The organism is Nocardia vulneris, assembly GCF_001613425.1.
GTDB classification, from domain to species: domain Bacteria; phylum Actinomycetota; class Actinomycetes; order Mycobacteriales; family Mycobacteriaceae; genus Nocardia; species Nocardia vulneris.
In genome coordinates this window covers 99,046-116,834 of sequence record NZ_BDCI01000017.1, presented here as the reverse complement: position 1 = coordinate 116,834, position 17,789 = coordinate 99,046, and the positions used below count along the sequence as shown (strand labels likewise).

Here is a 17,789-nt window from a genome sequence, read left to right as displayed (position 1 = left end):
CGGATCTGTGGCAGAGCCGGGGTCAGGGTGTGGCGGGCCGGTGCGCCGGGGCGGCGAGAAGTTCGTCCAGGTGGGTGCGCGACCATCCGCACAACGCGTGAATCGTCGCGACAAGTTCCGCGCCCGCCGACTCCACCGTAGCGTCGCCGACGTGCAGATTCTGAAGACCTACGCCCGGCTGTTCGTCACCGATCTCGACACCGCCCTGCCGACCTACGAGAAACTCGTCGGCGCCCCAGCCGATCTCCGATTCGTCTTCGAACAGGCCGAACTCGCCGCGGTCGGTGACTTCCTGCTCATCGCGGGCGCGCCCGAACACACCGACCGCTACCGTGCCACCACCGGCCCGGTGATCGTCGACGACCTGGACGAGCTGATCACCGCACTCACCCCGACCGGGGCCACCATCACCGGCGGTCCCGCGCACAGCGCAACCGGCCGCTACGTCTACCTCCGCCACACCGACGGCGCAATCGTCGAATATGTGCAATGGTCCACAGAACTACGCGCTCGCATCCTCGGCCACTGAACCACCGGCGGCCGCGATAACTCCCACGCTGGTTGTCCGCGCGTGCCCGGTTCACGCGGGTGGGATGAGGTGGATCAGGAATTCTTGGTCGCGGGCGCCGGAGCAGCGGCCCTGGACGATTTCGGTGCCGTCGGCGGTGTCTTGATCGCGCAGGGCCAGGCAGTGGTTCGTGGCGGTGGTGCGGATGCGGAAGCGGGCGGCCGAGGCCGGGCCCGTCGGCTCGATCCGGAACTGCTGGGCGGGATTGTCGTCGGCGCAGTCGTCCCTGGGCTCGAGCAAGTTGTCGCCCGGCCCACCCGCCAGCACGGTGAGGCAGCCGATGCCGTATTTCGAGTGGTGCCATTGGATCTGGACCGTGCCCTCATCGATCGGATCGAGGTAGACCCGCGGCGACGCCGGCGTGCAGACGCGCTGCGCCGCGATGGCGGTGGGGTAGCGCTGGGTGCGGTCGCGTCCCTCGGCCAGGCACAGTTCCGGGGTGCGGGCCGGTTGGATACGCACCCAGCTGCCCACGTCCGCGAGCGCCAGCCCGGGCAGCGGTTGGCTCGCCGTGGGCAGCGTGTCGTCATGGGTGTGCAGCACCCAGCCTTGCACGGCCAGCGTCCCCACGATGCCGATCGCCGCGGCGACGGCGCAGCCGACCGGATACAGCCAGCGCGAAAGACGTTTTCGCCGTGCCGGTTTCGGCGTCTCGGCGACTGGTCCGGGCGCGTCGGCGGCCGCACTCTCGACGACGGCCCGAACCGGTACCTGGTCACGCATGGCGAGGCGACGACGCACCTCGAGCCACTTCTGCACCTGGGTGTCGTCGAGGCCGCAGGCGCGGGTGAACGCGATGACGAATCGCTCCCTGGGCAGGGTGTCGCGCCCGAGTGTGGTCGCGATCGTGCTGGACGGCAACACGTCACCGGAGGCCGCGGCCTTTCCTTCCAGCTGCCGGTAAGCCAACCCGGACCACGTTTTCAGCAGCCGCAGCACGGCGATGAATTCGACAGGAGAACCGGCCCCGCCCGGCTCAGGTAGGTCACCAGGCGATGGGGCGGCCCCACCCTCCTCCGCTCGCTCCATAGCTTCCAGCATGGCAGAAGTCGCGAAACGGTATCCCCCAGACGAACACCCCCTAAGGGGTCGAACTGCTTGGAGCGCAACGGATTGCGGCGAAACTCCCATGTAGTCGCTGCGGGGCTTGTCGCAAATGCGCTGCACGGCTTGTTCTTCCGGTGGCCGCTCGGCTCCGGCGGGCACGGCACCGGATGACGCGCCGCTTGTGCACGTGACGTGTGGGGAATGTGCGGCGCGGGTCGAACGCTCGTTCACGCTCTGCTTCGTACAGGCCGCGAATCGTTGTGCCGGTGCCGCGCATCACCGCTGGCAGCCGCCGCGACCGAAGCGATCGGTGCGCGTTCGAGTGTGTTCGCGAACGTGTCCTGCTTGTTTCGAACGCGGCCTGAACAGCGAAAACCCTTGGCGGACTGCACAGTCGAAGCAAGACTAGAACGACCAGTTTGCGATCACGGACCGGACACGCACGGTGCGGTCGGACGGGGTTTACCCACACGGGGGATTCGTATTCATCGTCGGCAGCCTGCTGCCCAGGGGGATTCGACATAGGAGGGTTCTGCATGAATGCCCGAGCAAGTATTCATCACGAATGGCAGGTCGTTGTCGTCGGCGCCGGCCATGCGGGTCTGTGCGCGGGAATCGCGGCGCGGCAGGCCGGTGCGGAGTCCGTGGTCGTCCTCGAAGCCGCGCCGAAGGACCTGCGCGGCGGTAACAGCGCCTTGACGAAAAGCGTGCGGTTCCCTTGGCACGAACGGTCGTACATCGCCGCGCTGCTCGACGAACCGGATGACCGTCGCGTCGGCACGTTGCTCGCGGGCCGGCGCGAGTACACCGAGGACGACTACCTCGACGATTGGCTCCGGGTTTCCGGCAGCCAGGTCGACGCCGCACTCATCGAGTCGATCATCCATCGCTCGAACAGCGCGATCACCTGGATGCACGGCCTCGGCCAGCGGTGGGTGCCGCGAAAGAATCCGCTGCCCGGCGACGTGCCGGTCGTGTTCGACGGCGGCGGGCAAGGCCTGCAGGACCGCAACTTCGATCAGTACGAACGCCTCGGCGGCGTCGTCTATTACGAGAATCCGGTAACCGGCATAGAGCCGGCGGCCGGTGGAAAGTACCGTGTGCTCGGGTCGGGACCGGCCTTCCCGCTCGTCTGCGACGCACTGATTCTCGCGTCCGGTGGATTCGAAGGCAACGCGCAGATGCGCGGGCACCACCTGGGCAGTCCCTGGCGCGAGGTGAAATTGCGCGGCGTGCCGTTCAACGACGGGCTGCCCTTGGCGGCGGCCATCGCGCTGGGCGCGGACACGGCCGGCAACTGGCGAAAATGCCACACCACCCCGCAGGGCACCGGGTTGCCCAGCTATATGTTGCCCGGCCAGATGTCCCGATCGCACGAGCTGACCCGATACGCCTTTCCGCGCGGCATCGTCGTCAACCGGTCCGGCCATCGATTCTTCGACGAACGCGCCGAGTACAGCAATCTCGCCTACGTCACGCTCGGGCAGAAGATCATGGAACAGCCCGGCAAGATCGCATTCCAGATCTTCGACAGCAAGGTGATCAATGCCGGGGGCCTGCCCGACAGCTATTTCAGCGACCCGGCGTCGATCATCGCCCCCTCTCTGGCGGACGGTGCTCGTCAGCTCGGCATCGATGCCGGCCAATTGCGTGCCGAGGTGGCGCGGCTGAACGGCGACAAAGACGCGGTAACCCATATCGACACGCCGCCTTATCTTTTCGCTCCGGTGGTCGCCGGACTGACGTTCACCTACGGCGGACTCTCGGTGACCGAGCACGCCGAGGTGCGCGGCGGTGGCGAGCCGATCGACGGACTCTATGCCGCGGGTGTGATCGTCGGCGGACTCTACGATCAGGGCTATCCGGCGGGCACCGGATTGATGGCGGGTGCGGTACTCGGTCGAGCGGCGGGCACGCACGCGGCCGCATACGCCCGGCGTGCCGGGGCGGTCTGACATGCGCATCGTTGTCATCGGCCGCGGCATGATCGGCGCGCGGCACGCCACGTACTTCGAAGAGGCCGGCCACGAGGTGGTCACCGTCGATCGGCGACCGGGCGCGGATTTCCCGCGGATCGCGCTGGTACCCGACCCGGCGCAGGTGGCGGCCTGGGTCGTCGCGACGCCGACGGCCACGCATCTGCCCGTGGTCACCGAGCTGCTGCGGGCTCGTCCGGACGCGCGCATCCTGCTCGAGAAGCCGGCCTGCTATCCCGCGGAGCTACCCGAACTGGCCCGGCTGCTCCGGCATAATCCGCAGGCACGGATCCTCGTCAACGATGTCTACACCTACAGCGCGGCGGTGCGGCAATTCGCCGAATCGGTCCGGCAATGCGGCCGAACGGATCAGCTCAGGAAAATAACGATCGAGTTCACCAAGAACCGGGAACTCGACGTCGCGCACGGCAGGTTCGTCGACACCCGTTACGGCGAGGCCGGTTACGAGTTCTTCCACATGCTGAGCATTCTGCGGTCGATCCTGCCGCGCGAGCGGTACCGGACCTATCTGCGCACGACTCCGCTGTCGATCACGCCCGAAATGCGGGTGCGCACCCTGGCGATGGATCTGCCCGAAATCGAACTCTACGCCTCGTCCCGCGGCGACATCGGGTTCGCCGAGCTGGCGGGGTTCGCCTTCCCCGGGGATCTCGCGCGGGATTGCCTGCGGCACTCGGTGATCCCCTACGGCGCCGAGATGCGCTATCGCTTCGCCGATGTGGAATTCGCCTCCGGCAGGCACGTGACGCTGGTGTTCGAGCCGCATTACGGCGTGGCGCTCGATTACAAGAACCAGCACGCCGTCTATGTCCGTGATGCCGCGGTGCGGCAGCAATTCACGATCTCCGGAAACCATTTCAAGGAGGCATTGCTCATTCAGCTGGACCTACTCTGCGGCACCACCGAACCCGTGCCGCCGATGCGACTTCCGGAGCATCGGTTCATGGCGGGTCTGGCCAGTCGCTTCATCAATATCTGAGAAATATCGCACGATCGAAAGAGGCACCGAAATGCACACCATCGAGGAAGTTTCGAAGCTCCTGCGCGTGGCGCCCGACATGCTGGCCGAAGTCACCGACGCGGAATCGGCCCGGACCCGGGTTGCCACCTGGATCAAGTCCGAAGACGCCGCGTACCAACTGTTTTCGCAGGTGTGTCGCTTCGAGAACCCGTTCGTCGTGAGCTGGGTCCACCAGCCGGGCGAACGATCTGCGTACCTCTCGCTGGAACTGGCCGCGGAATCGCTGGACGACGACCGGCACCGCGCCTTGGTGGCCGGGGTCGTGCTGTCCACCTCGACCGCGATTCCCTACGACTATCGCGCGTTCGCGGCGGAGGAACTGCGGCGGCTCGGCCCGGGGGAGTACGCCGGTGCGCTCGAGGAGGTGGTTGCTTCCTACCAGCCGCTGCCCGCACGCAGCCTGGAAGCGAAGATCAACGTGCCCACCGACGGCATCGATCACCTCTTCGATATCCCGGAAACCGCGTCGGAGCGGATCGATCTGCTGATCACCGCCAGCACCGCGAAGACGCTGGAGAGCAGGTACCTGCTCGCCGGGCGCGTCCTCGCGCCGGGCACCCCGGTCGCGCCCCCGAGCACCGACGCGGAGCGGCTGATCGTCGAGGACGCCGGAACGAGCATGATCGCGCCGTCGGACTACCTGGTGCCGTGGGATCAGGAGTTCCCCGGCCCGGACGGCGCCGGGATCACGCTCGCGGAACTCATGCGAATCGTGTTGCTGTGTCCCGAATTCAAGCTGCCGGACGCGCAGGTGCGACCGATCCTGGTCGACTTCTACAAGTCCGTGCTGCGGATCAGCGGCCGCTCCATCATCGGGCTCTCCGCCGGCGTCTTCCACGTCGAGCACGGCACGCTCGCCACGCCGTCCTACTACTACCAGGGCCGCGATGCCATCCTCGGCAAGGGTTTGGTGATCGACTGCGTCGGCGGCGCGATCCTGCAGAGCGGATCGTTCCTCGGCGGCGGATTCATGCCCATTCTGATCCACACGCACAAGCACATTCGCAAGAGCGGCGGCTCCGGCGCCTCGGAACGGAAGACGATCCAGCCGTGCCTCTTCGCGGCCGAGGCCGGCGCCCGCTTTCCGATGGACGCGGTCGGCTTGTTCGAGACCGTCGACTATCTCGGAAAAGACGCTCCGTTCAAGGGCATTCGGGCGATCCCGCTCTGATATCGCCCGTTCGCACGATCAAGGAGATGAATGCTGTGTTCAAAACTGATATCGCTGTCGTCGGCGCCGGCTACGTCGGACTGACGACGGCGGTGTGCTTGGCCTCGCTGGGCCATCGCGTGGTGTGCGCGGACGTCGACCCGGCGAAGATCGAAACCTTGTCCGGCGGTGCGTCGACCATCGCGGAACCGGGGATGTGTGAACTCGTCGTGGACGGATTGGCTTCGGGGCGACTGAGTTTCGTGCTCGGCGCCGGCGCGGCGGTGACCGCCGCCGAGTTCGTCATCCTGTGCGTCCCGACGCCGATGGGTGCCGACGGCGCGGCGGACCTGCGGACGTTGGAGGCCGTCATCGCGGAGGTGCGCGACGAATTGCGGCCCGGCTGTGTCGTCGTGAACAAGTCGACCGTGCCCGTCGGCACCGCGGTGCGCCTCGGCGGGGTGATCGGCCGAGACGACGTGGCGGTCGTCTCCAACCCGGAGTTCCTGCGGGAAGGGTCCGCGATCCGCGACTTCCTGAGCCCCGACCGGATCGTGGTCGGCTCGAACGATCCCGCAGCGGCCGAACGGGTCGCCGCGCTGTACGGCCCGCTCGACGCGCCCGTGCTGCTGACCGGTGCGGCAAGCGCGGAGCTGATCAAGTACGCGGCCAACTGCTATCTGGCCACGCGACTGTCCTACGTGAACGCCATCGCGGAGTTGTGCGAATGTCTCGGCGCGGATATTAGCGACGTGACCGCGGGCATGGGATACGACCAGCGAATCGGGAAGGAGTTTCTCCGTCCCGGCCCGGGGTGGGGCGGGTCTTGTCTGCCCAAAGACACACACGCACTGTTGCGTTCGGCGGAAACGGCCGGCTGCGATTTCCCGCTGCTGCGGGCGGCCATCGACACCAATGCCAGACAGCGCGACCTGGTGGTGGACAAGGTGCGCCAAGCGGTCGGCGGCAGCTTGGCGGGCGTACGAATCGGGTTGCTGGGCTTGACCTTCAAGGCAGGCACCGACGACCTGCGGGACTCACCGGCGCTGGCGATCGCGGATCGGCTGCTCGCCGAGGGTGCCGACGTGCGCGCCTACGATCCCAGCGTCCGCGCCGCGGTGCCCGGCACGCCGGATCGCTTGCGGGTCATGGAGACCGCCTACCACGTGGCACACGGTGCGGCGGCGATCATGCTGCTCACCGAATGGCCCGAATTCCGCGACCTGGACTGGAAGCGGATGGCCGGCCTGCTCAGCGGTCGTGCGGTGATCGACGCCCGAAATCACCTGGACCCCATCGTCCTGCACCTGGCAGGCCTGTCCTGTGACCGAGTCGGCCGAGCCGGCCCGAAGCTGACCGATCTAGGGCTCGCCGGCTGACCCGCACGGCCCGGAACTCAGGTTCCGGGCCGTGCTCGGCGGTGCGGGCCGTTCAGCATCGCCGGAGGAGTCTCGCTCGTTCGAAGAAGGCGAGCAGGTCCTGGGCGTCGGGCTTGGGGAGTTCGGGGAAGGCGGTGACGAGGTCGGCGACGTCGACCATGGTGCCCGTTTCGAGGGCGTTCAGCCAGCGACAGGGCGGTAGCAGTCGCCGGTCGACGCTGGTCGTCGAGGTGGACGTCGCACTGAAGCCGAAGGCGGTCACGGCTATTCGCGCGCTCGCCGCGTCTGCCGAGTCGATACTCAGGCACGATTGACCGGCCCGCACAAAGGTCGTGCCGAGCTGTACGGGATGGTCGGGCAGCGGCGCCCGGGTGAGATCCGCGATATCGATCCGGTCGACCGCGGTCGCGAAGGCGTCCCGCGCGGGGCCCAGCCAGTCGAATCCGCTGCAGTCGTACGCCGATTCACGCCAGTACGGGTCGCGCAGCAACTCGTTGCGCAGCGCGGCGAGCAGGAAATCGAGCCGCAACGGTGGGATCAGGAGGATGTGCAGGGAGATCGAATCCTGATCGGAGGCGGTCTCGTGCCAGTAGCCGCGCGGAACATGCAGTACCGCACCGGGTTCGAGGACGAACTCGGTCGCGTCGCCGGGAATGGCGGTGGGGCGCGGTCCATCGGCGTAGAGGCGCAGCACCGGCGGCACCGACTCCTTCGTCGACCACCCTTCCAACGGCGCGGGTGCGAACGAGTTCGGCGCGACGCGCCACGTCTTGCGGCCGCTCAGCTGTACCGTGACCACGTCGATCGGATCGAAATGCACGGCTGTCACCGCGCCGGGACGGTTGCAGAACAGTTGGCATTTCGCCGATTTGGCGGAAACGCCGAACGCGGCCGCCGCCTCGCGGGCGAACGGATCGAACTCGGCGACCTCCTGATAGAACAGGGTCGTTCCGGCGTCGTAGAAGCGTTTGGCGGTGTCGGGCTGGATGATCGCCGAGCTGATCGCGCCGTCGAGGCGCGGGAACCACGCCGAGACCTGCCGGACCCGTTTGTCGAACAGGTCCTGGGCAGTTCGGATCTCGAGTGCCTGGCTGAGCCGCTCTGCCAGTTCGGGACGTGGCGGGGTCACCAGGGTCCGGCGGCCGAGCACGTCGCGGTTGAACTCCGGCAGCGTGAGCGGTGCGAACCAGTCGGCGAAGCCGAACCCGGCCGCGACGGCGGTCATGCGTCGTCCCGCGCACTGCTGACGAGTTCTGCTGGGCGGTTGACGAATTCGTCGACCAGCCCCGCGGAGGCGACCGCGTCCGCGTCGGCGAGCACGTCCGGCGCGTCGTCGTCCGCGCCGGGACCGCTGCTGACCAGCCCGGCGGGACGATTCAGGAAATCGTCGGCGAGCCCGGCCGATATCGTCACCGACACCTCGCCGATCGGGCGGGCCGAGTAGTTCCGTTCCGCTTCCTGTTCCACGCGCACGTGGATCGCGGGTGGGACTTCCGGATTGTCCATCACGGCCATGAGCTTCCCTTTCCTCGGCTACAGGCAGGCTATCGGCCGCGACTTCCTGGGCATGCCAAGGTGATTCGGGAAGATTCGGGAAAGATTCCCGAGCGATCGGGAACGTCGCCGCAGTACACTGCCGCGCCGGTGTGGCCCGCTCGAGGGGCACTAGTGGGAGGCGAAGTTCACCACCGCGATCCATTTGGTGCCGCCGGGGTATAGCAGTCCGATACCGGCGTGGGTGTATTCGCAGGTTTCGATCTGCTCTCGGTGGTCGTCGCTTTGCATCCACCAGTCGATGGTGGCCTGCGGGGTATTTCCGGGTGGCCCGCCCGCCCAATAGATGATTTCGCCCCAGCGGATCAACGGTGCGTAGCCCGCCGCGGCGATGCGTGCGCCGCCGTCGGAATTATCGGTGCCGGTGTGGATATCGTGCAGCGGCGGGTCGGTGCCGGGCGGACCGTAATGATCCGGGTGCTCCCGGATATCGACGGCGTGCCGTTCGGCCGCGACGCGCAACTGGTCGTCACCCGACACCGGGTTGCAATGGTGAGCCGCCCGCTTCTGATTGATCAGATCGAGCAGGTTCGTGCCGGGCACACTGGAGGTGCCCGGGCAAGCGGTGAGCACAACGCTGGAGACTGCGGCCAGTCCCAGCGCGGTAATGATTCGATACTTCATACCCTCGATAGTTCGCCGAATAATCGCAGGTCACGCGAGTAGGGCACTACTCGATTCCACGATGGGCGGTGCCGCACCGACTGCGCGCGAGCGGTTGCCCGGAGGTGTCGGGGCGGCCACCGTCGCCCGGCCGGTTCGCGGGGGCGCGAGACAGCAGCGCGTAGCCGATCCGGCCGTGCGCGGACTTCGCGAGCAGGCTCGTGACGCCGGCCGCGACCGTCGAGTTTCTTGCCGCGTGGTTGCAGATGCTGAGTTTCCTCGCGGTCATCGTTTTCGGCATCGCCGCGGTATGGCGGCGGCGAGCGCCGACCCGGCGAAGTTCCTCGGCTTTCCGCCGGGCATAGCCGCCCTCGCGGCGATCGCCCTGCTGGTCTGCATCGGCGCCCGCTGGTGGTGGACTCCGTTGCTGGCCACCATGATCGCCTTGCTGATCATCGTCGCGGCCGTCGCAGCCCGCCGCGCCGCATAGCTCGAACCGCGGACGCGTAGGCACGCTGCGCGCGACCAATTGCCCGGATGTGTCGGGTACGCTGCGCCGGTGAGTGTGCGGGAAGAGGAGTACTCGGCGGCGCTGGCTCGGGCGATCGCCGCGGACCTGAAGGCGAATCCCCCCGCCGGCGCAGTGGTCCGCGTCGTGATCCGCTGGTTCGAGGAGTATCGCCCGTCCTATTTCACGGTCCATGCGCTCGGTGCGGACGAGCGCGCCGAGGTGCCGCCCGAAGAGGCCTGGAGCCCCTTGGAATGGGACAACCTGGACGAGGAGTTGGCGCGTACGGCTCGCGTGGAAGATCATCCGGACGTGCAGCGGACCGGCCGAGCGCTGGAGATCGAATACCGTGCCACTCCGCCGGACCGCGACGACGACACGTGGCGTCCTGCTCCCGCCATCAGCGGCACCCTCGGACTGCTGTCCGCGGAACTGCACGCGGCCGGAGTCGTGCTGGATGACGACTTCGCCGTCGCTGCAGCACATTTCGAGGGCATGGGCGCACTGGCCACGCTTCGCGACTACGTCCGTCCGGCCGTATTGTCCGCCCTGACAGCGCAGGGAGAGTTGCCCACCGACTGACCCGTTCCGCGGTTACCGGCGCCGCCGTCGCAGCTCGCTGCGCCGCTCGGCGCGAGCCCGCGAAGGCGTGGTCGCGCTCATCGGGCGTGGGCCGCCTCGGTCACCACGACGCCCGCGCGCAGGGTGAGACGGTGGTCCGCCCGGGCGGCTTCCGTGGCGTCGTGGGTGGCCTGCAGCACGGTTACCCCGTCGGCGCTGATCTCGCGCAGGATGCGTGAGATCTCTTGCTGGGTGGCCGAATCCAATCCGGCGGCCGGTTCGTCGAGCAGGAGCACCTCGGCTTCTTGCGCGAGCGCGCGGGCGAGCAGCACACGCTGCCGCTGGCCGCCGGAAAGGTCGTCCAGTCTGCGGGCTGCCAGTTCGGTGAGGTCGAGACGGCCGAGGCAGGTGTCGACGAGGTCGCGATCGGCGCGGGTCAACCGCCGCCACGGACCGCGATGCGCCCACCGTCCCATGGCCACGGTCTGGCGCACGGTGATCGGCAGCGTCGGCGGCACGCTGGTGTGCTGCACCACGAACGCGGGCCGGTGCCGGTAGGTGTGCGCGACGGTCCCCGCGGTCGGCGCGAGCACCCCGGCGAGCACCGCGAGCAGGGTCGACTTCCCGGACCCGTTCGGCCCGACGAGGGCGGTGACCTTGCCCCGGGGGATCTCGGCGGTCACGTCGTGCAGGACGGCACGGCCGCGGTAGCCCGCGAACAGCCCGGACAGCCGGATCGCGACGGGGTCGGGGGTAGGGGACATCACACCTCACTTGTAATGACAATCATTTTCATTCTACTGTATGTCCCATGGATTGGCTGTTCGCCCCGTTCGAGGTGGCTTTTGTGCAACGGGCGCTCTGGAGCGGCCTGCTCGTCTCGGGTATCTGCGCCCTGGCCGGCACGTGGGTCGTCGTGCGCGGCATGGCCTTTCTGGGGGATGCGATGGCGCACGGCATGCTGCCCGGCGTCGCGGTGGCGTCGCTGGTCGGTGGCAATCTGCTGATCGGTGCGGCAATTAGTTGTCTCGCAATGGCTTTGGGCGTCTCGGCGTTGGGTCGCAATCGGCGGCTGTCCGCGGATACCGGCATCGGATTGCTGTTCGTCGGCATGCTCGCGGTGGGCGTGGTCATCGTGTCGCGGTCGCGGTCGTTCGCCGCGGATCTGACCGGCTTCCTGTTCGGCGACGTATTCGCCGTGCGCACAACGGATCTGGTGTACCTCGTGGTGGCGTTGTTGCTCGCGGGCCTGCTCGCCGCGCTCGGTCATCGCGCGTTCGTCGCGTCGACCTTCGATGCGCGCACCGCACACACCCTCGGACTGCGGCCGCGGCTCGCGCATGTGACGCTGGTGGGCTTGGTGACGCTGGCCATCGTGGCGTCGTTCCACATCGTCGGCACCTTGCTGGTTTTCGGCCTGCTCATCGCGCCCCCGGCGGCCGCCACCTACTGGGCCGACCGGATTCCGACGGTGATGGCGCTCGCCGCGGTGCTCGGCGGCCTCGCCACGGTGACGGGCCTGCTGATTTCCTGGCATGCGGGCACGGCGGGTGGGGCCACCATCGCCGCGGTGGCGGTGGGGCTGTTCTTCCTTTCCGCGCTCGCGGCTTCGATCCGTGACCGGTTGCGTGGCAGGGGAGTTCGCACTGCCGCGGCGACCGCGAGCGCGTTGGCCGTGCTGCCGCTGGCCGGCTGCGGAACAGCCACGGAGCCGCCCGCCGTGGTCGAGACGCCGCATGGTTACGTGGCCGGCGCCGAGGAGACGGCCGAACCACAGTCGCGGCTGGTTCTCGCCGACCGGAGCACGGGGGCGATCCAGGTCCTGGATCTCACCACCGAGAAAGCCGAGGATGCGGGAAAGGCCGAGGGCCTGCGCGCCATCGCCGGTGACGGGCGCTACGGCTATGTGAGCGCGGCGAATTCGACGCGCATCGTGGACAGCGGCAGCTGGCTGGTCGATCACGGTGACCACGTGCACTACTACCGCGCGCCGATCCGCGACGTCGGTACGGTCGACGGACGGGTGAGCGTCGCGCACAGCGATCCCGTGGTGGCCGCGCTGCAACTCGACGGTGGTGGGACGCTGGTGCTGGATCGCGCCGCGCTCGATCAGGGCTCGATCGTCGAGCGGGTCCGGATCGCCGACGGCGCCGCGCTGCCCTACGCCGAGCACCTGCTGGTCGTCACGGGCGCCGGGGTGCAGGTACGCACGCGCGACAACGCCGCGGTCGAGGCGATCACCGAACCGTGCCCGGACCCGCGCGGACAATCGGTGACCCGCCGCGGTGTCGTATTCGGTTGTGCGGACGGTGCTCTCGTCGTAACGCGGCACGACGGCAAGTTCGTCGGCGAGAAGATCCGCTACCCGCAAGACGCCGCCGCCGAGCGGGCCACGGCGTTCACCCATCGTCCGGGCAGCGCGACGCTCACCGCACCCGCCGGGCAGCAGGGCCTCTGGCTGCTCGACGTGCGGAAGCGGCGATGGATACTGGCGCCGATCGGCCCGGTCGTCGCCGTGAACACGGCAGGGGAGGGCGCGGCGATCCTGGCGTTGACCCCGGACGGTGTGCTGCACGGTATCGATGCCGAAACCGGCAGGGAGACAAACCGGGTCGCATTGCTCGAGCCGCTCGCGCCGGACACCCCCGCCCCGGTGATTCTGGTCGACACCAACCGGGCCTATCTCAACGACGCGGCCCGGCGGCAGGTCTTCGAGATCGCCTACAACGACAATCTGCGCCTGGCCCGCACTTTCGGCGTCGGCCTGGCCCCGGCTCACATGGTGGCGGCAGGCGAATGAAAACCCTGATACGACTTCTCATCACGCTGTCGACGACCCTTCCCCTGGTCGCCGCGTGCACCGGGGGTGGCGGTGACCGTACCGGGATCGTGGTCACTACCAACATTCTGGGAGACCTCACCCGGGCCGTTGCCGGCGACGCCGCCGAGGTGACCGTGCTGATGCCGCCGAATGCCGACCCGCACTCGTTCGCGGTCTCGGCGCAGCAGGCCGCGAAGCTGGATCGGGCCGCGCTGGTGGTGCACAACGGCCTCGGCCTCGAGGAAGGGGTCGCGCGGCATGTGACGGCGGCGCAGAGCGCGGGGGTCTCCACGTTGGCGGTCGGTGAGCACGTCGACCCGATCAGCTACACCTCCGACGAATCCGCGGGCCGACCCGACCCGCATTTCTGGACCGACCCCGAGCGGGTGCGCGCGGCGGTGTCGGCGATTTCCGCGGCGATCCTCGCGCACGTCGACGGGGTAGACGCCGCGGCGATCCGCGCGAACACCGATCGCTATCTCGGCGAACTCGACCAGCTCGATCGGTGGGTCACCGAACAGTTCGCCGGCCTCCCCGCCGAACGCCGCAAGTTGGTCACCAACCATCACGTCTTCGGTTATCTGGCACAGCGTTTCGGCTTCCAGGTGGTCGGCGCGGTGATCCCCTCCGGTACCACCCTCGCCTCGCCGAGTTCCTCGGATCTCAGCGCACTGGCCGAGGCCATCCGCACCGCGGGCGTCGGCGCGATCTTCGCCGACTCGTCGCAGCCGGACAAGCTGGCCCGCGTACTGGCCGAGCACGCCGGTGTGCAGGTACAGGTCATCGCGCTGCACACCGAGTCGTTGACCGAACCCGGCGGCGGCGCCGGCACCTTCCTGGAGATGACCCGCGCCAACACCGCGGCCATCGTACGCGGCCTCGCCGCGCCGACAGCCTGACCTTTTTCACGAGAAACACGGAGTAGCAATGCATATATGGTCACGCACCGCCAAGCCGGTCGCCCTGTCCGGCATCGTCGCCGCACTCGTCGCGGTAAGTGGTTGCGGCACAGATGATTCGAAGGACGCCGCGGCGCCCGCACCGGGCGCCGAGCCGATCGCGATCACCTACGACGGCGGTATCTACGTCCTGGACGCGACGACGCTGGCGAAGACCGGCGAGACGCGCCTGGAGGGATTCAACCGGCTCAACCCGGCCGGGAACAACCGGCATCTGCTGGTGTCGGTCAAGGACGGATTCCGGGTGTTCGACGCGGTGACCGCCGAGTTCACCGGGACAGAATTCCCCGCCGCCAAGCCGGGACATGTCGTGCGGCACGCTGGTCGCACCGTGCTGTTCGCCGACGGCAGCGGCGAGGTCACCACCTTCGACCCCGCCGCACTGGGCGACGGCAAGCCGACCACCGAGAGTTATCGCGCCGCCGCACCGCATCACGGCGTGGCGGTGGAACTGGCGAACAAAAACCTGGTCGTCACGCTCGGTACCGAGGAGAAGCGGGTCGGCGCCGTGGCATTGGACCAGCAGCGCAAGGAAATCGCTCGCAACGAGGACTGCCCAGGCGTGCACGGTGAGGCGGCCGCCAAGGACGAGGCGGTCGTGATCGGTTGCCAGACAGGCGCTCTCGTGTTCCGCAACGGCGCCTTCACCAAGGTGGCCGGTCCCACCCCGTACGGCCGGATCGGCAACGCCGCGGGCAGCGATCTCTCGCCGATCGTGCTCGCCGACTACAAACAGGACAAGGACGCCGAATTGGAGCGGCCGCAACAGGTTTCGCTCATCGATACGGTGTCGGGCACGTTGCGGCTGGTCGACCTCGGCACCAGCTACACCTTCCGGTCCCTGGCGCGCGGACCCCTCGGCGAGGCGCTGGTCCTCGGCACCGACGGCCGCCTGCACGTCATCGATCCCGTCGCGGGCACCGTCACCCGGTCGATTCCGGTGCTTTCGCCCTGGCAGGAACCGCTGAAGTGGCAGGAGGCGCGTCCCGCCCTGTTCGCCCGCAACGGCATGGCCTACGTCTCGGACCCCGCGACCAAACAGGTCCATCGGGTCGATCTCGCCACCGGCTCGGTGGCGGCCACCGTCACGTTGCCCGTCGCCCCGAACGAACTGAGCGGAGTCGTCGGCCACTGACCCGGCGCGGACCTCGGCGCTAGGCGTCGCCGCCGGGTCCGTAGAGCCGGGCGACGTCGGGGGAGTCGAGCCACTTGGAATAGGTGGGTGACTGGGGCCAGCCGTCCGGGGAATCCTGCCATTCCTCCTGGCGGCCCCATGGCAGGATGTCGACCAGCGCGAAGGTGTAGCTGAGCTGTTCGGTGCCGCGGCCGTTGGTGTGCCAGGTGCGGAAGACCTTGTCGCCGTCGCGCAGGAAGACGTTCACCCCGAAGCCGCCGCCGGGCGGTGCGTCCACGTCGGCGCCGAACGAACTCTCCGCGGCGGAGTACCAGTCCATCTGGTTGCCCACCTTGGCCCTGTAGGCGAGTGCTTCCTCGATGGGTCCGTTGGTGACGACGACGAAGCGCGCGTCGTAGTTGTCCAGCAGATCCAGACGGACGTATTGCGAGGTGAGCCCGGTGCAGCCGCCGCACTGCCACTCCGCGCCGTCGGACCACATGTGGTTGTAGACGATCAGCTGGGAGCGCCCGTCGAACACGTCGACCAGCCGGATCGGGCCGTCCGGGCCGATCAGCGTGTAGTCCGGGAGTTCGACCATCGGCAGGCGGCGGCGCTGCGCGGCGATGGCGTCGAGTTCACGAGTGGCGGCTTTCTCCCGCGCTCGCAGGTCGTCGAGCGCGGCCTGCCAGGTCTGCCGGTCGACGACGGGAGGCAATGCGGTCTTTTCAGTCATGATGTGTAGACCGGAGACCGCTGTGAAATTCATCGCTCTGCGACGAGGGATGTCGGACGCACCGAGGGCAGCGCACATGATGTGGCTGCCCTCGGTGTGGGTCGTGGTGTGCTCAGCGCATGGCGCCGCGGCGGCCGGTCACGAGCCCGACCAGGAACAGCAGGATCACCGCGCCGCCGAGGCAGGTGAAGAAGCTGAACCACAGGCCGCCGCCCTCGACGTCGACCCCGAGCAGCTTCAGCAGGAAGCCGCCGAGCAGGCCACCGACGACGCCGACCACGATGTTCAGCAGGATGCCCTGCTGTGCGTCGGTTTTCATGAATTTGCTGGCGATCCAGCCGGCCAGTCCGCCGATGATGATCCAACCGATGATGCCGAGTCCGAGCATTGCGAAAGTCCCTTTCGTGTCCAGCGGCCCCGGTGCGCGGGCCCCGTTCGTCGCTGGACATACCCCGCAGGTTCGTCGTCAACCACCGATCTTCAGTCGGTCTGCCGACGGGCCGGTTCGAGGAAGTCGGCCAGCGCGGCGGTGTCGTGCAGATAGCTCTCGAAGGGAAAATCGGCGTCCAGTTCGGCGGTGCAGGGGTTGCGGGTGGCGCGGACGGTGTCGCGGCCCGCCTCGGTGGTGCTGACCAGGCGTCGTCGTTTGTGCGCGGGGTCGATGTCGACCCGCACGAGCCCGGCTGCCTGCAGCGGGCGCAGCGCTCGGCTGATCGCGGGATCGGACACTGCCAGCGCTTGCGCGAGCCGATGCTGGGTCACCGGCTCGATGTCCTGCAACGTCGTGAGCAGCCGCAGCTGGCGGTGACTCAACCCGTAGTCGTCCATGCGCCGTCGGGTCGCTTTGTCGACCAAGGCGGCGACGCGGTGCAGCAGGTCTGCGAGTCCGTCGTCCATGTTCACGACCGGGTCAGGCCGCGGACCCGGCTGATGATGCGGCCACCGAAGGTGGCGCCGAACGGTGCGAAGAGCCACACCACCCACACGTCGGCGGTGAGCCAGGCCAGCGCGGCGGTGACGGCGAAAATCGTTGCTACAGCGTATGACCCGTCCGCGTTCAGGCGGAGATCGGCGGCGGTGATCTGCTCGGCCAGAACGGCTTTGCGGGCCGCGATCTCCTTGACCACCGCCTCGCTGGCGGACAGCGCCGCGGCCACGCCCGCGAACAGGCAGACGGCGAGCGGATTGCCGGTAGCGCCGCCGAACACCGCGGTGACGAACGGCAGCAGCGTCGCGAACAGCAGCATCGGCGCGTGCGCGGCCAGCGTGTACCGATCCACGCGCTCGACCTGGTAGATCAGCACATGGTGACGCCGCCACACCGACCACAGCAGGAAGAACGCCATCAACAGCGCCACGAACGAGGACCGCTCGTGCCAGAGGAAGTCGGCCAGCGCGGCGGCATCGGTCACGTCCTCGTGCTTCGGCCGCTCCAGTTCGATCGCCAGTAGGGTGATCGCGATGGCGAGGACGGCGTCGACGAAGGCGCCGATCCGATGCGGCGGCCACCCGGGCTCGGGGACGCCCGCGCCCCTCTGCTTCTCCATGTTCCTACCCTTCGTTTCCCGGTCTCGTAGGTGCCTGCGACACAGTCTTGCATGGTTAATATTAACTACGCAAGACGTGGCGGGGTGGGACTTGCGCGCGAGTCGAGGCTGTGGACGTGGCACTCCGGTATGCCACTGCGGCGTGCCGGCTGGCTCTCCGGGGTGAGGCGTCGCTGGAGCGCGGCTGCCTAGCATGGGTGTCCTGCCGACCGAGGGAGGACGAA

Annotated in this window: 20 protein-coding genes; 10 read left to right on the top strand and 10 right to left on the bottom strand. The window is 68.2% G+C overall.

Translation table 11 applies throughout. The annotated features are described in order from the left end of the window. Positions 1–151: 151 nt before the first annotated feature. Entirely contained in the window at positions 152–529 is a 378-nt protein-coding gene (locus NVU01S_RS18280) for a VOC family protein (protein ID WP_043670393.1), read from the top strand. A gap of 51 nt (positions 530–580) precedes the next feature. On the opposite strand, the gene NVU01S_RS18275 is transcribed toward NVU01S_RS18280, so the two are convergent. Next, a complete protein-coding gene (locus NVU01S_RS18275) occupies positions 581–1,597 on the bottom strand; it encodes an RICIN domain-containing protein (protein ID WP_244467235.1) in 1,017 nt (338 codons plus the stop codon). Between the two features lie 554 nt (positions 1,598–2,151). On the opposite strand from NVU01S_RS18275, the gene NVU01S_RS18270 reads away from it, so the two are divergent. From NVU01S_RS18270 to NVU01S_RS18255, 4 genes are read left to right on the top strand one after another with little or no spacing between them, the layout of a single operon-like run. Further along, positions 2,152–3,570, top strand: coding sequence for an FAD-dependent oxidoreductase (locus NVU01S_RS18270; protein ID WP_082032034.1), 1,419 nt, complete (start codon positions 2,152–2,154; stop codon positions 3,568–3,570). 1 nt (position 3,571) lies between these two features. After that, positions 3,572–4,591 carry a Gfo/Idh/MocA family oxidoreductase gene (locus tag NVU01S_RS18265; protein ID WP_043670211.1) on the top strand — a complete coding sequence of 340 codons (1,020 nt, stop codon included), beginning with the start codon at positions 3,572–3,574 and terminating at the stop codon, positions 4,589–4,591. A gap of 31 nt (positions 4,592–4,622) precedes the next feature. Then, positions 4,623–5,804, top strand: coding sequence for a hypothetical protein (locus NVU01S_RS18260; protein ID WP_043670208.1), 1,182 nt, complete (start codon positions 4,623–4,625; stop codon positions 5,802–5,804). 26 nt (positions 5,805–5,830) lie between these two features. Beyond that, on the top strand, positions 5,831–7,162 hold the full coding sequence (locus NVU01S_RS18255) for a nucleotide sugar dehydrogenase (protein WP_043670205.1): 1,332 nt from the start codon (positions 5,831–5,833) through the stop codon (positions 7,160–7,162). A 52-nt stretch (positions 7,163–7,214) separates the two neighbouring features. Here NVU01S_RS18255 and NVU01S_RS18250 read toward each other — a convergent pair whose 3' ends face one another. The 4 genes from NVU01S_RS18250 to NVU01S_RS18235 all read right to left on the bottom strand — a co-directional run bounded on the left by NVU01S_RS18250 (position 7,215) and on the right by NVU01S_RS18235 (position 9,608). Continuing rightward, positions 7,215–8,387: a JmjC domain-containing protein gene (locus NVU01S_RS18250; RefSeq protein ID WP_043670203.1), complete on the bottom strand. Its 1,173-nt coding sequence runs from the start codon at positions 8,385–8,387 to the stop codon at positions 7,215–7,217. Continuing rightward, complete coding sequence (locus tag NVU01S_RS18245; RefSeq protein WP_043670201.1) at positions 8,384–8,677, bottom strand: hypothetical protein; 294 nt, start codon at positions 8,675–8,677, stop codon at positions 8,384–8,386. Before NVU01S_RS18245 ends, NVU01S_RS18250 begins: the two co-directional genes overlap by 4 nt. 150 nt (positions 8,678–8,827) lie before the next feature. After that, positions 8,828–9,340: a CAP domain-containing protein gene (locus NVU01S_RS18240; RefSeq protein WP_043670198.1), complete on the bottom strand. Its 513-nt coding sequence runs from the start codon at positions 9,338–9,340 to the stop codon at positions 8,828–8,830. A gap of 46 nt (positions 9,341–9,386) precedes the next feature. Continuing rightward, entirely contained in the window at positions 9,387–9,608 is a 222-nt protein-coding gene (locus tag NVU01S_RS18235; protein WP_156161573.1) for a hypothetical protein, read from the bottom strand. 21 nt (positions 9,609–9,629) lie between these two features. On the opposite strand from NVU01S_RS18235, the gene NVU01S_RS18230 reads away from it, so the two are divergent. Together NVU01S_RS18230 and NVU01S_RS18225 are read left to right on the top strand one after the other, a co-directional pair. After that, complete coding sequence (locus tag NVU01S_RS18230) at positions 9,630–9,809, top strand: hypothetical protein (RefSeq protein WP_043670193.1); 180 nt, start codon at positions 9,630–9,632, stop codon at positions 9,807–9,809. A 69-nt stretch (positions 9,810–9,878) separates the two neighbouring features. Further along, positions 9,879–10,409: a hypothetical protein gene (locus NVU01S_RS18225; RefSeq protein ID WP_063048141.1), complete on the top strand. Its 531-nt coding sequence runs from the start codon at positions 9,879–9,881 to the stop codon at positions 10,407–10,409. 77 nt (positions 10,410–10,486) lie between these two features. Here NVU01S_RS18225 and aztA read toward each other — a convergent pair whose 3' ends face one another. Further along, positions 10,487–11,152: a zinc ABC transporter ATP-binding protein AztA gene (aztA, locus tag NVU01S_RS18220; protein WP_043670188.1), complete on the bottom strand. Its 666-nt coding sequence runs from the start codon at positions 11,150–11,152 to the stop codon at positions 10,487–10,489. Between the two features lie 47 nt (positions 11,153–11,199). On the opposite strand from aztA, the gene aztB reads away from it, so the two are divergent. From aztB to aztD, 3 genes are read left to right on the top strand one after another with little or no spacing between them, the layout of a single operon-like run. Next, the gene (gene aztB, locus NVU01S_RS18215) at positions 11,200–13,188 is read left to right on the top strand and encodes a zinc ABC transporter permease AztB (protein ID WP_043670185.1); all 1,989 of its coding nucleotides are present in this window, start codon (positions 11,200–11,202) and stop codon (positions 13,186–13,188) included. Then, a complete protein-coding gene (gene aztC / locus NVU01S_RS18210) occupies positions 13,185–14,108 on the top strand; it encodes a zinc ABC transporter substrate-binding protein AztC (protein ID WP_043670182.1) in 924 nt (307 codons plus the stop codon). Before aztB ends, aztC begins: the two co-directional genes overlap by 4 nt. 28 nt (positions 14,109–14,136) lie before the next feature. Beyond that, positions 14,137–15,303: a zinc metallochaperone AztD gene (gene aztD, locus NVU01S_RS18205; protein ID WP_043670179.1), complete on the top strand. Its 1,167-nt coding sequence runs from the start codon at positions 14,137–14,139 to the stop codon at positions 15,301–15,303. 19 nt (positions 15,304–15,322) lie between these two features. Here aztD and NVU01S_RS18200 read toward each other — a convergent pair whose 3' ends face one another. From NVU01S_RS18200 to NVU01S_RS42525, 4 genes are all read right to left on the bottom strand, one after another. Next, positions 15,323–16,018 (bottom strand): DUF899 domain-containing protein, encoded by a 696-nt coding sequence (locus tag NVU01S_RS18200; RefSeq protein ID WP_156161571.1) that lies wholly within the window; start codon positions 16,016–16,018, stop codon positions 15,323–15,325. A 112-nt stretch (positions 16,019–16,130) separates the two neighbouring features. Further along, a complete protein-coding gene (locus tag NVU01S_RS18195; RefSeq protein WP_043670177.1) occupies positions 16,131–16,406 on the bottom strand; it encodes a GlsB/YeaQ/YmgE family stress response membrane protein in 276 nt (91 codons plus the stop codon). 92 nt (positions 16,407–16,498) lie between these two features. Then, entirely contained in the window at positions 16,499–16,915 is a 417-nt protein-coding gene (locus NVU01S_RS18190) for a MarR family winged helix-turn-helix transcriptional regulator (protein WP_043670173.1), read from the bottom strand. 2 nt (positions 16,916–16,917) lie between these two features. Continuing rightward, a complete protein-coding gene (locus tag NVU01S_RS42525; protein ID WP_052280575.1) occupies positions 16,918–17,565 on the bottom strand; it encodes a TMEM175 family protein in 648 nt (215 codons plus the stop codon). Positions 17,566–17,789 lie beyond the last annotated feature (224 nt).